Consider the following 12,963-nt stretch of genomic DNA (forward strand, 5'->3'; position numbering starts at 1 on the left):
CGCGGGGAGAGGGGTGTGATGGCGGGCGGCACGAGTCATGACGGAGTGACCGACCAGGAACTGCTCGCCCGCCACGTCGAGGGCGACCCCGACGCCTTCGGTGAGCTTGTGCGCCGTCACCGCGACCGACTCTGGGCAGTGGCCCTGCGGACGCTGGGGGACCGCGAGGAGGCCGCTGACGCCGTCCAGGACGCGCTCGTTTCCGCCTACCGGGCCGCCCACACCTTCCGCGGACAGGCGGCCGTCACCACCTGGCTGCACCGGATCACGGTGAACGCCTGTCTGGACCGTGTCCGCAAGGCCGCCTCGCGGAAGACCGCGCCCGTCGACGACACCGAACGCCTGGAGCAGCTGCTGGAGCCGCACGAGTCGGCCTCCGCTCCTGCGGAGCGCAACGATCTGCACCGCCAGCTGCTGGAGGCCCTGGGCACCCTGCCCGCCGACCAGCGGGCCGCTCTCGTCCTGGTTGACATGCAGGGCTATCCCGTCGCGGAGGCCGCCCGCATCCTCGACGTACCGAATGGCACGATCAAGAGCCGGTGTGCCCGGGGCAGAGCCCGGCTCCTGCCGCTGATCGCCCACCTGCGTCCGGACGGCAGCGGAGACGGCAGGAAGCCCGGCCCGGAGCGGAACCGGACGCCGGGGGCATCCGTCCCACCCGCAGCGGGACCGCAGCGTGCGGGTCCGCCGGAAGCAGGGCCGAGTGATTCAGCCGCAGTGAAGGGCGGAGGTGGACGAGCGTGACGTCGTCGACGACAGACATGACCGGGCACCCGGACGTCGCGGAGATCTCCGACCTCGCCGAAGGCCTCCTCCCGAGCACACGGACCACCGACGTACGGCGGCACCTGGAAGGCTGTGCGCTCTGCGCGGACGTCTACGCGTCGCTGGAAGAGATCCAGGGACTGCTCGGCACCCTGCCGGACCCGGCGCCCATGCCGGACGACGTGGCCGCTCGTATCGACGCCGCGCTGGCGAACGAACCCCTGCCGGGTGGTGGCGACGGCCCGCGCGTTTCACGTGAAACATCGACACCGGCCGACCGGCCCGCCGGGCACGCCCGGCCCTCTTCCACGGGTCCCGGCCGCAAGGACCGCCGCCGAAGCGGGCGGCGAAGGATCGCCGCACTCGGCGCGGTGGCCGCCGCTGCCGCGATCGGACTCGGCTCGGTCATCGTGTCCTCCCTCACCGGAGAGAGTCCCTCCCACGACACCGCCCACGAGCAGCAGACCGCGCTCCCGGACACCTTCGCCGAAGGCCGGCTCCAGGACAAGGTCACCGGTCTCCTCGCGGACGGGAGCACCGAGAGCGGCGGATCACGTACGCCGCGCAGTCTCGGAATGGAGTCCGAGAACGGTGGCGAGACCGCCGAGAACCATGTCTTCAAGCAACCGACCGTCCCCGAGTGCATCCGTAAGGGCATCGGCCGCGACGATGCTGTGATCGCCACGGAGCCCGGCGTCTACAAGGGCAGGGAAGCCTTGCTGGTGGTACTGCCCGACGCCACCAATGACACCCGGGTCACCGCCTACATCGTCGAAACGGCGTGCGTGGATCAGCCCGCGGTGGGCAAGGCCAAGATCCTTCTCAAGCACTCCTACGCGCGTTCGTAGCGGTCCTTCCTTCCCCTCACCAGGCGACGGGACCCTGCTGCCGTGTGCCCGGGCACAGCGGGAATGCGCGCCCCGTAGGATCCGTTAGGTGGGGTGAGAGTTCCGAGTGCAGCTCCACCCGGCCCTGAAGACGCAGTCCAGAGACGAGGAATGAAGCCGTGAGCGACGTCCGAAACGTGATCATCATCGGCTCCGGGCCCGCCGGCTACACGGCGGCGCTCTACACCGCGCGAGCGTCCCTGAAGCCGCTGGTGTTCGAGGGTGCCGTCACCGCGGGCGGAGCGCTGATGAACACCACCGAGGTGGAGAACTTCCCCGGCTTCCAGGACGGCATCATGGGCCCCGAGCTCATGGACAACATGCGGGCCCAGGCGGAGCGCTTCGGGGCCGAGCTGATCCCCGACGACGTCGTGGCCGTCGACCTCAGCGGTGAGATCAAGACCGTCACCGACACCGCGGGAACGGTCCACCAGGCCAAGGCCGTCATCGTCACCACCGGCTCCCAGCACCGCAAGCTCGGCCTGCCGAACGAGGACGCGCTGTCCGGTCGCGGTGTCTCCTGGTGCGCCACCTGTGACGGCTTCTTCTTCAAGGACCAGGACATCGCCGTGATCGGCGGCGGGGACACCGCGATGGAGGAGGCCACTTTCCTCTCCCGCTTCGCGAAGTCCGTGACGATCGTCCACCGCCGGGACACCCTGCGCGCCTCCAAGGCGATGCAGGAGCGTGCCTTCGCCGACCCCAAGATCACGTTCGTCTGGGACAGCGAGATCGCCGAGGTCCAGGGCGACCAGAAGCTGGCGGGTCTGAAGCTGCGCAACGTCAAGACCGGCGAGCTCTCCGATCTGCCGGTGACCGGCCTGTTCATCGCGATCGGCCACGACCCGCGCACCGAACTCTTCAAGGGCCAGCTCGACCTGGACCCGGAGGGCTACCTGAAGGTCGACGCGCCCTCGACGCGCACCAACCTGACGGGCGTCTTCGGGGCCGGTGACGTGGTGGACCACACTTACCGTCAGGCGATCACCGCTGCGGGCACCGGCTGCTCCGCCGCGCTCGACGCCGAGCGCTTCCTCGCCGCCCTCAGCGACGAGGACAAGGCGGAGCCCGAGAAGACCGCCGTCTGACCCCCCATCCCTCGCACCAACCAGTTAGGAGCCCGCCGTGGCCGGCACCCTGAAGCATGTGACCGACGACTCCTTCGAGCAGGACGTCCTCAAGAACGACAAGCCCGTCCTGGTGGACTTCTGGGCCGCCTGGTGCGGTCCGTGCCGCCAGATCGCGCCGTCCCTCGAGGCCATCGCCGCCGAGTACGGCGACAAGATCGAGATCGTCAAGCTGAACATCGACGAGAACCCGGGTACGGCCGCCAAGTACGGCGTCATGTCCATCCCGACCCTGAACGTCTACCAGGGTGGCGAGGTCGCCAAGACCATCGTCGGTGCGAAGCCGAAGGCCGCGATCGTCCGCGACCTCGAGGACTTCATCGCCGACTGACGAACGTCACCTGATGATCGTCGACTGACGTTTCACGTGAAACACGAATGGGCCGACCCGAACGGGTCGGCCCATTCGGTGTACAGCGGTTCCCGGTGCCGAGTTACAGCGGACGCAGCGCCGGTTCCTTCTGCACGGCGCCGAGCAGGCGGTCCAGTGCCATCTCCACGTCTTCCTTCCAGGACAGCGTGGAGCGAAGATCCAGCCGCAGCCGCGGATGCCGGGGGTGCGGTCGGACCGTCTTGAAGCCCACCGCCAGGAGATGCTCCGCCGGCAGGACGCAGGCGGGCTCCTTCCAGCGGGCATCCCCGAACGCCTCTATGGCCTTGAAGCCACGACGCAGGAGATCCTTGGCGACCGTCTGGACCATCACCCGGCCCAGTCCCTGGCCCTGGTACCCCGGCATCACGAACGCGGTCATCAACTGAACCGCGTCGGAGGAGACCGGGCTGGTGGGGAAAGCCGTCGAGCGCGGCACATACGCGGGCGGTGCGTAGAGCACGAAGCCCACCGGTACGTCATCGACGTAGACCACCCGGCCGCAGGATCCCCAGTCCAGCAGCACGGCGGAGATCCAGGACTCCTTCTCCAGGGCCGGCGTACCGGCCTCTACCGCGGCCTCGCCGCTGACGGGGTCCAGTTCCCAGAAGACGCACGAGCGACAGCGCTGGGGAAGGTCCTGAAGGTTGTCCAGCGTGAGCGGTACGAGCCGGCGCCCCATGAAGGCTGTTCCTCGCTTCCTTCCCCTGCCGCGTCGCGGGCGGCTGTCAGAGCGCTCCGTTCCCTGAGCAGGCTGCCGATGAACCCACCGACCGCGCCCAGCCCCAAGCCCGCGCTCACCCATTCGGTGCGGCTCATCGTTCGCATGGCCCCTGCCTTCCTCCCAGAGGTACCGCCAGGTGACAACGCTCTCCCGCTCGCATCGTATCCACGATGCGGTGGACCCGACACCGACGCACAGCAAAGGGCGGACCGTGTTCCGGTATGCACCGGACGCGGCCCGCCCTCAAGACAGCCGATCAGGACTCGGCGTCCCCGTCCCCGTCCTCGTCCTCCAGGAGGCCCTTCTGCAGGACGGGGCCTTCGCCGGGAGCGAGACTGCCGAGGATCCGCTCAAGGTCGTCCATGGAGGCGAACTCCACGGTGATCTTGCCCTTCTTCTGTCCCAGGTCGACCTTCACCCGCGTCTCGAAGCGGTCCGAGAGCCGCGTCGCGAGGTCCGACAGCGCTGGGGAGACCAGAGAGCCGGCCCGCGGACCCTTGGCTCGCTGCGGCTTCTGCGGCCGGGAACCCATCAGGGTCACGATCTCCTCGACCGACCGCACCGAGAGCCCTTCGGCCACGATGCGATGTGCCAGTCGATCCTGCTCCTCCGGGTCGTCGACGGACAGCAGGGCTCGCGCGTGCCCCGCGGAGAGCACTCCTGCGGCCACCCGGTTCTGGACCTTCGGGGAGAGCTTCAGCAGACGCAGGGTGTTGGACACCTGCGGGCGGGAGCGGCCGATACGGTCCGCCAGCTGGTCATGCGTGCAGTTGAAGTCCTTCAGCAGCTGGTCGTAGGCGAAGGCCTCCTCCAGCGGATTCAGCTGAGCGCGGTGCAGGTTCTCCAGGAGGGCGTCCAGGAGGAGCTTCTCGTCCTCCGTCGCCCGCACGATCGCCGGGATGGCGTCCAGCTCCAGCTCTCGGCAGGCGCGGAAGCGGCGCTCACCCATGATGAGCTCATAGCGCCCGGGCTCCGTCGGCCGAACGACGACCGGCTGGAGGAGACCGACCTCTCGGATGGAGGTGACGAGCTCGGCCAGCGCATCGTCGTCGAAGTCCTTACGCGGCTGCTTGGGGTTCGGCGTGATGGCGTCGAGGGGAACCTCGGCGAAGTGCGCCCCCATGGGGGGCCGAAGCCCTTCCATGCCCTGCGGTGCCGTCGGCTCTTCGGTTTCACGTGAAACATGCGGCAGCGTGGCCACCTTCGCCGCGGCCACCCCACGCTCGTTCGGCAGCAGAGGCATCGCCCCCGGGGTTGCGGAAGCCGCGTTTCCCAAGGCCGCCGAGGCAACCGACTTCTCGGTCGGGGCGTTGGGGATCAGTGCACCGAGGCCACGGCCCAACCCCCTCCGTCGCTCACTCACTGGGTCCCCTCCACCATGCTCGGATCGTTCTGAGCGCCGAGGTGGGCGTGGGTTGCGTCATAGGTGACGCCCACACCCTTCAGCGCGATCTCACGGGCCGCCTCCAGATAGGAGAGGGCTCCACTTGATCCTGGATCGTAGGTCAGTACCGTCTGCCCGTAGCTCGGGGCCTCGGAGATACGGACCGAGCGGGGAATGCTCGTCCGCAACACCTCCTCGCCGAAGTGGCTGCGCACCTCGTCCGCGACCTGCGACGCGAGTCGCGTCCGGCCGTCGTACATGGTGAGGAGGATCGTCGACACATGCAGGGTGGGGTTGAGATGGCCCCGCACCAGGTCGACGTTGCGCAGCAGCTGCCCCAGTCCTTCCAGTGCGTAGTACTCGCACTGGATCGGAATCAGCACCTCCTGGCCCGCGACGAGGGCGTTGACGGTCAGCAGACCGAGGGAGGGCGGGCAGTCGATGAGGATGTAGTCCAGCGGCTGCTCGTACGCCGTGATCGCTCGCTGGAGCCGGCTCTCGCGTGCGACCAGAGAGACCAGTTCGATCTCCGCACCGGCGAGATCGATCGTGGCGGGCGCACAGAACAGACCCTCGACATCGGGGACCGGCTGGACCACTTCCGAGAGCGGACGGCTCTCGACCAGCACGTCGTAGATGGAGGGCACATCGGCGTGATGGTCGATGCCCAGCGCGGTAGAGGCGTTGCCCTGCGGGTCGAGGTCCACGACCAGGACTCTCGCACCGTGCAGGGCGAGTGACGCGGCAAGATTGACGGTCGTCGTCGTCTTGCCCACACCGCCCTTCTGGTTCGCTACGACCATGACCCGCGTCTGCTCGGGTCGCGGCAGGCCCTCGCCGGCGCGGCCCAGAGCCTCCACCGCCAGTTGGGCAGCACGACCGATCGGTGTGTCGTCCATCGGAGGCGGTGTTTCACGTGAAACATCCGCCCCCATCGACTCGGTGCGGGGACCGGGGACCGGATCGGTCATCGGTCCCGCGATATTGGCGTCGGACCGCAAGGATTCACTCTCCTCGACTTCAGGCTCGCAATGAACAGAGCCTCCCATGCCTCCGGGGTCATGAACCAGTGAGGCCTGGTCTTCTGTGGAGAAATCCACCTCTGTGGACAACTCCGTGCCCTCTCCGAGCGACCCGAGAGGCTTCCGGTCGCGGGGGTCGGCCGCGGCGCGGCCGCGGCTGATGATGCCGTGCAGCAGTGAGCGACGTTTCACGTGAAACACGATGCACAGCAGCAGATGCCGAACTGCCGCGACACTCCGGCATGCGTGAGCAGGGCAGCTTGTGTGGAGTACGGCTGACCATCCGAGCGAAGTCCGACGCTATCCGCGACGTCGGCGCGTCCGACCGGTCCGAGCGGCCTTGGCCCGCTTGGCGGCGAAGCGCACACCGCCGGGGCTCTCGCCCACCTCGACCCGCACCACGGTGGACAGGGGATCCACGACACCCTCTCCCACGTGGAGGATGGACGTCTGCTCCGCACCGAGTTTGCTCAGCGCCGCGGTCGCCGCCTTCAGCTCCTCCTCGGCCGTGTCGCCCTTGAGGGCGAGCATCTCCCCGTACGGGCGCAGCAGGGGAATGCCCCAGGTGGCTAGGCGGTCCAGCGGAGCTACGGCACGGGCCGTCACCACATGGACCGGCGGCAGCTTGCCCATGACCTCCTCGGCCCGGCCCCGCACCACGGTGACATGGTCCAGGCCCAGCAGCTCCACGACCTCGGTCAGGAAGTTCGTGCGGCGCAGCAGTGGCTCAAGAAGGGTGATCTTCAGGTCTTCCCGCACCAGCGCCAGCGGGATACCGGGCAGGCCGGCTCCCGAGCCGACGTCGCACACCGTCACTCCCTCGGGTACGACCTCCGAGAGCACCGCGCAGTTCAGCAGATGCCGCTCCCAGAGCCGGGGCACTTCGCGCGGGCCGATCAGACCACGCTTCACCCCCGCCTCGGCAAGCAGTTCCGCGTAGCGGACCGCGTCCGCGTAGCGATCACCGAACACATCACGTGCCTGCTCGGGTACAGGGGGGAGTTCCGCTGCCTCCGACACGGGGACCGTCCTTCCGTACGGCACCGGCGCACCGAGCGCCGGTACCAGAACCACCAGAACTATCAGGCTGACAAAATTCGGCCCCGCCTGCGCAACAGACGGGGCCGGAGAACGAGAGAACCGATCAGGCGGGAAGCACGACGACGAAGCGCTCCGGCTCCTCGCCCTCGGACTCGCTGCGCAGTCCCGCGGCCTTGACCGCGTCGTGCACGACCTTGCGCTCGAAGGGCGTCATCGGCTTCAGCCGCACGGACTCGCCGCTGCTCTTGACCTCGGCGGCGGCCTTGGCACCCAGCTCGGACAGCTCGGCGCGCTTGTCGGCGCGGTACCCCGCGATGTCGAGCATCAGGCGGCTGCGGTCACCGGTCTCCCGGTGCACGGCCAGGCGCGTGAGCTCCTGCAGAGCCTCGAGCACCTCACCGTCCCGGCCGACCAGCTTTTCCAGGTCCCCGCTCTTGCTGTCGCTGATGATCGAGACTGAGGCACGGTCGGCCTCGACGTCCATGTCGATGTCACCGTCGAGGTCGGCGATGTCGAGCAGACCCTCCAGGTAGTCCGCGGCGATCTCGCCCTCCTGCTCGAGGCGGGTGAGGGTGTCTGCACCCTCGGCAGCGGCGGAGGTGATGCCTTCCGTCACGGGATGGACTCCTTCTTACTTCTTCGACGGGGACTTGGGCCGCTGCGGGCCCTTGCGCTGTCCGGACTGGGCCTTGCTGCGGCCACCGCCGCCGGACTTCTGAGCCGGCTTCTTGGCACCGGCGGCAGGCTTGGCGTCCTGCTTGCCGGCCGGCTTGGCGTCCTGCGGCTCGTCCGACTTGGTCAGCGACGTCTTCGGCTCGGCCTCGCCGGCAGGCTTGGCCTGGCGCTGGGACTTGCTCTGCCGCTTGGGCTGCTGGCGCTTGGGCTGAGCCGCGGTGGCCACGGTCGAGCCGTCCTCGCTCTGGGCGGCCACGGCGGTGTCGTTCTTCACCACGGTGCCGTCGGTCTGAGCGGCGAGGCCCGCCTTGTTCAGACCGTTGATGAACTTCCGCTCGGCCTCGTTGCGGTCCCGGCCCTTGGCGACGATGGCCTTCACGATGGCCTTCTCGCCCCGGCGACGGGTCTTGCCGTGCTCGGTGACGCTCTTGTGCAGCCGCTCCAGGTAGGAGGCCTGCGCCTTGGAACCCGGCGTCGGGTTGTTGCGGATGACGTACATCTGCTGGCCCATGGTCCACACGTTCGTGGTCAGCCAGTAGACGAGGACACCGACGGGGAAGTTGACACCGAAGACGGCGAACATGACGGGGAAGACGTACATCAGCATCTTCTGCTGCTGCATGAACGGCGTCTTCACCGTGGTGTCGACGTTCTTCGTCATCAGCTGGCGCTGGGTGAAGAACTGCGAGGCCGACATCAGCACGATCATGATCGCGGTCACGACGCGGACGTCGGTCAGGGAGGCGCTGAGGGCGGCGACGTCGCTCTCGCTGCTGAAGAACTTGGAGGCGAGCGGGGCCCCGAAGATGTGCGCCTTCTGCGCGCTCTCCAGCAGGTCCTGGTTGACGGCGCCGATGGTGTCGCCGGACGCGATGCCGTTGAGCACGTGGTACAGGGCGAAGAAGAACGGGGACTGCGCAAGGATGGGAAGGCACGAGGAGAGCGGGTTGGTGCCCGTCTCCTTGTACAGCTTCATCATCTCTTCGGACTGACGCTGCTTGTCGTTCTTGTAGCGCTCCTGGATCTTCTTCATCTCCGGCTGGAGCGTCTGCATCCCGCGCGTCGCCTTGATCTGCTTCACGAAGAGCGGGATCAGGCAGATGCGGATGAGGACCACCAGGGACACGATGGACAGGCCCCAGGCCCATCCGGTGTCAGGTCCGAAGATCGCCCCGTACACCGTGTGGAACTGGACGATGACCCAGGAGACGGGCCAGGTGATAAAGCTGAAGAGGCTGGCAATCGTGTCCACTAATCATGCTCCTTGGGCATGGGGCGAGGTCTCTGCGGCCGGGCTCGAAGGATCGGACGAGCTCGGATGAGCAGGCCTTCCTTCGGTGGCCGGTTCGGCGGCGGAGGTCCCGCCCTTGCGTGCCCGCCAGGCGGCACGCAGCATTTCGTGCCACCGCGGGCGCTTGCGCGGCGGAACATGGTCCACGCCGCCCAGCGACCACGGATTGCACCGCAGGATGCGCCAGGCGGTGAGTGCCGTGCCCTTGACGGCTCCGTGCCGGTCGATGGCCGTGTAGCCGTAGTGGGAACACGACGGGTAGTACTTGCACACCGGCCCCAGCAGCGGACTGATCGTCCACTGGTAGAGCTTGATCAGAGCCAGCAGCGGGTACTTCATCGCGCGCCCCCTCCCAGTAGCCGCGCCAGGGCGGCGTCCAGGTCTCGGGCCAGCTGTGCATGGTCGGCGTCACCCGCACCGGGCAGCGCTCGTACGACTACCAGGCTACCGGGGGGCAACAGGTCGATCCGGTCGCGCATCAGATGGCGAAGCCTGCGCTTCACCTTGTTGCGCACGACCGCGACACCCACGGCTTTGCTCACGACGAAACCCGCACGTGTCCGGGGAGCGCTCTCCCCAGGCGCGTGCGGGTCCGTGGCGCCGCTTCGTAGGTGGACGACGAGGGCCGGGCGGCCGGCCCGGCGACCTCGTCGTACCGCGGTCGCGAAGTCCTCGCGCCGCCTCAGCCGGTTCTCGGTGGGCAGCACGATGTCATGACCTGACCGGGATCAGGCGGACAGACGGGCGCGACCCTTGCTGCGGCGGGTCGCGAGAATCGCGCGGCCGGCACGGGTACGCATACGCAGCCGGAAGCCGTGGGTCTTCGCGCGGCGACGGTTGTTCGGCTGGAAGGTGCGCTTGCTCACTCGGGGGCTCCAGAAAGAATCGGGTGTTGGCGGGGTGCCGTCCTGGCTGTCACCGTGCGCCCACGAGTAGCTCGCGTTACGCCCGAGTGCACCGCTTTTCGATCACCTTGGACGTGACCTGTGCCCATCGGAGGCAGGCGGCAGCAGCCATCGACAACTCGACCTGGTTACGGTACGTGCGACTGCGCCATTCGGTCAAACCAGCGGTGACCGGGAGACACTTGTCCACAGGCTGGGGACAACAACTTGAACCCTACCCGTCGCGCTGACTACCGTGACTGGACTCCGATTCGTTCCCTTATCCCTGCCCCACCCGAGTTTCATCCCGACCCGTCCCCGAATCACACCTTCGAGGGACTCGTGAGAGAGCGTGCCCTGTGGCTGACGTACCTGCCGATCTTGCCGCAGTGTGGCCACGCGTATTGGAGCAACTTCTCGGAGAGGGCCGCGGGCAGGGCGTCGAGTCGAAGGACGAGCACTGGATCCGCCGCTGCCAGCCGCTCGCGCTGGTCGCCGACACCGCCCTGCTCGCCGTACCGAACGAATTTGCGAAAGGCGTACTGGAGGGCCGCCTCGCGCCGATCGTCAGCGAGACCCTGAGCCGCGAGTGCGGGCGCCCGATCCGTATCGCGATCACCGTCGACGACACCGCGGGCGAACCCGCCGGCCCCGCTCCACAGGCACCCCAGGCACCCCAGGCGCCGCCCGCCCGCCCCCAGCACCGCTACGAGGAGCCCGAGCTCCCCGCCCCAGGCCAGGGCGGCCGCGAGGAGTACCGCGACCGCGACGAGTACGAGGGATACGGCCGCAACCGCGCCGACCAGCTCCCCACCGGCCGGCCCGCCTATCCGCAGGAGTACCAGCGCCCCGAGCCCGGCTCCTGGCCCCGCCCCGCGCAGCAGGACGACTACGGCTGGCAGCAGCAGCGCCTCGGTTTCCCGGAACGGGACCCCTACGCGTCCCCGTCGCAGGAGCCGTACGGCCAGGAGCCGCCGCCACCGCCGTACTCCCACGAGCCCCACACCTCGTACCAGCAGGACTACCGGCCGCAGCCCCCGGAACGCCCGTCGTACGACGCCCAGCGCGGCGACTACGAACAGTCCCGCGGCGAGTACGAGCAGCCCCGCAGCGACTACGACAAACCTCGCGGCGACTACGACCAGCAGCGGGGTGACTACGAGCAGCGCGGTCCGCGCCGCGACCTGCCCGAGCCCCCGGCCGGATCCGGGCACGTCCACCGCGGCGGCCCCGTCGGCCCCGGGCCCGCCACCGGGGCACCCGGACCGCTGGCGGCCCAGCCCGCGCCGGCCACCGGTCCGGGCGAGCCGACCGCGCGACTGAACCCGAAGTACCTCTTCGACACCTTCGTCATCGGCGCCTCCAACCGCTTCGCCCACGCGGCGGCCGTCGCCGTCGCCGAGGCACCCGCCAAGGCCTACAACCCCCTGTTCATCTACGGGGAGTCGGGACTCGGCAAGACCCACCTCCTGCACGCCATCGGGCACTACGCGCGCAGCCTCTACCCCGGCACGCGCGTGCGGTACGTGAGCTCGGAGGAGTTCACCAACGAGTTCATCAACTCCATCCGCGACGGCAAGGGCGACAGCTTCCGCAAGCGCTACCGCGAGATGGACATCCTGCTCGTCGACGACATCCAGTTCCTCGCGGACAAGGAGTCGACGCAGGAGGAGTTCTTCCACACCTTCAACACCCTGCACAACGCCAACAAGCAGATCGTGCTCTCCAGCGACCGGCCGCCCAAGCAGCTGGTCACGCTGGAGGACCGGCTCCGCAACCGCTTCGAGTGGGGTCTGATCACCGACGTCCAGCCGCCGGAACTGGAGACGCGCATCGCGATCCTGCGCAAGAAGGCGGTCCAGGAGCAGCTCAACGCCCCGCCGGAGGTGCTGGAGTTCATCGCCTCCCGGATCTCGCGCAACATCCGCGAGCTGGAGGGCGCGCTGATCCGGGTGACGGCGTTCGCGTCGCTCAACCGGCAGCCGGTGGACCTGGGCCTCACCGAGATCGTCCTCAAGGACCTGATCCCCGGCGGCGAGGACTCGGCCCCCGAGATCACCTCGACGGCCATCATGGGCGCGACCGCGGACTACTTCGGCCTGACCGTCGAGGACCTGTGCGGCACCTCGCGGGGGCGCGCGCTCGTGACGGCCCGGCAGATCGCCATGTACCTGTGCCGCGAGCTGACGGACCTCTCGCTGCCGAAGATCGGCGCGCTGTTCGGCGGCCGGGACCACACCACGGTGATGCACGCCGACCGCAAGATCCGCAATCTGATGGCCGAGCGGCGCTCGATCTACAACCAGGTGACCGAGCTGACCAACCGCATCAAGAACGGCTGACGACCGCCGCCACCGGTCACGAAGGCGCCTCCGGGACCCCTGGGGGCGCCTTTCGCATGCTCCCCGCCCGCCCGGGTCTTCGTACGGCCGTCCTGTCCGCTGTTCGAATCCCCGCCGGGTTACGGCCGTCCTCCACAGATTCGGCCAGTTTTTTCCGTCCACACCTTGGGGACTGGGAAGTTGTCCCGATCCTGTCCACAGGCCAGCCTGGTGAGGGATCATCAGGGCAGGTCAGGTCCCTGTGGATTCGTGGACGAAGGATCTCCACAGGCTGTGGACGAAGGAATGGTCCACAGGCTGTGCATTCAGTTGTCCACGGGCAACCCACAGGCTGGACGGGGTTGTCCCCAGCGATCACCAGCTTCTCCACATGCCTGTCCACTGTTCGGCAACATGACGCGCCCCGTCACCGCGTCGAGTGAAAGCCGTCACACCAGGCTGCCTGGTTGGG

General features: G+C 68.4%; 14 protein-coding genes. 5 read left to right on the forward strand and 9 right to left on the reverse strand.

The features are described 5' to 3' along the window. Positions 1–18 precede the first annotated feature (18 nt). The 4 genes from sigM (at position 19) to trxA (ending at position 3,110) form a co-directional block, all read left to right on the forward strand. The gene (gene sigM, locus ACZ7MF_RS26880) at positions 19–744 is read left to right on the forward strand and encodes an RNA polymerase sigma factor SigM (RefSeq protein ID WP_471480410.1); all 726 of its coding nucleotides are present in this window, start codon (positions 19–21) and stop codon (positions 742–744) included. 17 nt (positions 745–761) lie between these two features. Beyond that, positions 762–1,613, forward strand: coding sequence for an anti-sigma factor family protein (locus ACZ7MF_RS26885; RefSeq protein WP_471481196.1), 852 nt, complete (start codon positions 762–764; stop codon positions 1,611–1,613). A gap of 158 nt (positions 1,614–1,771) precedes the next feature. After that, positions 1,772–2,740: a thioredoxin-disulfide reductase gene (gene trxB / locus ACZ7MF_RS26890; protein ID WP_471480412.1), complete on the forward strand. Its 969-nt coding sequence runs from the start codon at positions 1,772–1,774 to the stop codon at positions 2,738–2,740. Between the two features lie 37 nt (positions 2,741–2,777). Continuing rightward, positions 2,778–3,110 carry a thioredoxin gene (trxA, locus tag ACZ7MF_RS26895; protein ID WP_003975042.1) on the forward strand — a complete coding sequence of 111 codons (333 nt, stop codon included), beginning with the start codon at positions 2,778–2,780 and terminating at the stop codon, positions 3,108–3,110. Between the two features lie 103 nt (positions 3,111–3,213). Here trxA and ACZ7MF_RS26900 read toward each other — a convergent pair whose 3' ends face one another. The 9 genes from ACZ7MF_RS26900 to rpmH all read right to left on the reverse strand — a co-directional run bounded on the left by ACZ7MF_RS26900 (position 3,214) and on the right by rpmH (position 10,152). Next, the gene (locus tag ACZ7MF_RS26900; RefSeq protein ID WP_109029158.1) at positions 3,214–3,831 is read right to left on the reverse strand and encodes a GNAT family N-acetyltransferase; all 618 of its coding nucleotides are present in this window, start codon (positions 3,829–3,831) and stop codon (positions 3,214–3,216) included. A gap of 298 nt (positions 3,832–4,129) precedes the next feature. Further along, on the reverse strand, positions 4,130–5,236 hold the full coding sequence (locus ACZ7MF_RS26905) for a ParB/RepB/Spo0J family partition protein (RefSeq protein WP_471480414.1): 1,107 nt from the start codon (positions 5,234–5,236) through the stop codon (positions 4,130–4,132). Then, positions 5,233–6,306: a ParA family protein gene (locus ACZ7MF_RS26910; protein ID WP_003975045.1), complete on the reverse strand. Its 1,074-nt coding sequence runs from the start codon at positions 6,304–6,306 to the stop codon at positions 5,233–5,235. Before ACZ7MF_RS26910 ends, ACZ7MF_RS26905 begins: the two co-directional genes overlap by 4 nt. A 273-nt stretch (positions 6,307–6,579) precedes the next feature. After that, a complete protein-coding gene (gene rsmG, locus ACZ7MF_RS26915; protein ID WP_115743095.1) occupies positions 6,580–7,299 on the reverse strand; it encodes a 16S rRNA (guanine(527)-N(7))-methyltransferase RsmG in 720 nt (239 codons plus the stop codon). Positions 7,300–7,423: 124 nt separating this feature from the next. Next, positions 7,424–7,936 carry a Jag family protein gene (locus tag ACZ7MF_RS26920; protein ID WP_356866400.1) on the reverse strand — a complete coding sequence of 171 codons (513 nt, stop codon included), beginning with the start codon at positions 7,934–7,936 and terminating at the stop codon, positions 7,424–7,426. Between the two features lie 15 nt (positions 7,937–7,951). Beyond that, complete coding sequence (gene yidC / locus ACZ7MF_RS26925; RefSeq protein ID WP_356866398.1) at positions 7,952–9,247, reverse strand: membrane protein insertase YidC; 1,296 nt, start codon at positions 9,245–9,247, stop codon at positions 7,952–7,954. A gap of 3 nt (positions 9,248–9,250) precedes the next feature. Next, the gene (gene yidD, locus ACZ7MF_RS26930) at positions 9,251–9,625 is read right to left on the reverse strand and encodes a membrane protein insertion efficiency factor YidD (RefSeq protein WP_003975049.1); all 375 of its coding nucleotides are present in this window, start codon (positions 9,623–9,625) and stop codon (positions 9,251–9,253) included. Further along, positions 9,622–9,993, reverse strand: a complete 372-nt coding sequence (rnpA, locus tag ACZ7MF_RS26935; protein WP_042822545.1) for a ribonuclease P protein component — start codon at positions 9,991–9,993, stop codon at positions 9,622–9,624. The genes yidD and rnpA overlap by 4 nt, the downstream gene beginning before the upstream one ends. Positions 9,994–10,014: 21 nt before the next feature. Continuing rightward, a complete protein-coding gene (gene rpmH, locus ACZ7MF_RS26940) occupies positions 10,015–10,152 on the reverse strand; it encodes a 50S ribosomal protein L34 (protein WP_003975051.1) in 138 nt (45 codons plus the stop codon). A gap of 377 nt (positions 10,153–10,529) precedes the next feature. On the opposite strand from rpmH, the gene dnaA reads away from it, so the two are divergent. After that, positions 10,530–12,512, forward strand: a complete 1,983-nt coding sequence (dnaA, locus tag ACZ7MF_RS26945) for a chromosomal replication initiator protein DnaA (protein WP_471480417.1) — start codon at positions 10,530–10,532, stop codon at positions 12,510–12,512. The last annotated feature ends 451 nt before the right edge of the window (positions 12,513–12,963 follow it).

This window comes from Streptomyces sp. NPDC111628, from assembly GCF_055635195.1.

Bases quoted from the DNA above. Each gene is read 5' to 3' on its own strand.
- yidD (WP_003975049.1), bottom strand. From the start codon at position 9,625: ATGAAGTACCCGCTGCTGGCTCTGATCAAGCTCTACCAGTGGACGATC.
- ACZ7MF_RS26910 (WP_003975045.1), bottom strand. From the start codon at position 6,306: ATGGGAGGCTCTGTTCATTGCGAGCCTGAAGTCGAGGAGAGTGAATCC.
- ACZ7MF_RS26900 (WP_109029158.1), bottom strand. From the start codon at position 3,831: ATGGGGCGCCGGCTCGTACCGCTCACGCTGGACAACCTTCAGGACCTT.
- ACZ7MF_RS26885 (WP_471481196.1), top strand. From the start codon at position 762: ATGACCGGGCACCCGGACGTCGCGGAGATCTCCGACCTCGCCGAAGGC.
- sigM (WP_471480410.1), top strand. From the start codon at position 19: ATGGCGGGCGGCACGAGTCATGACGGAGTGACCGACCAGGAACTGCTC.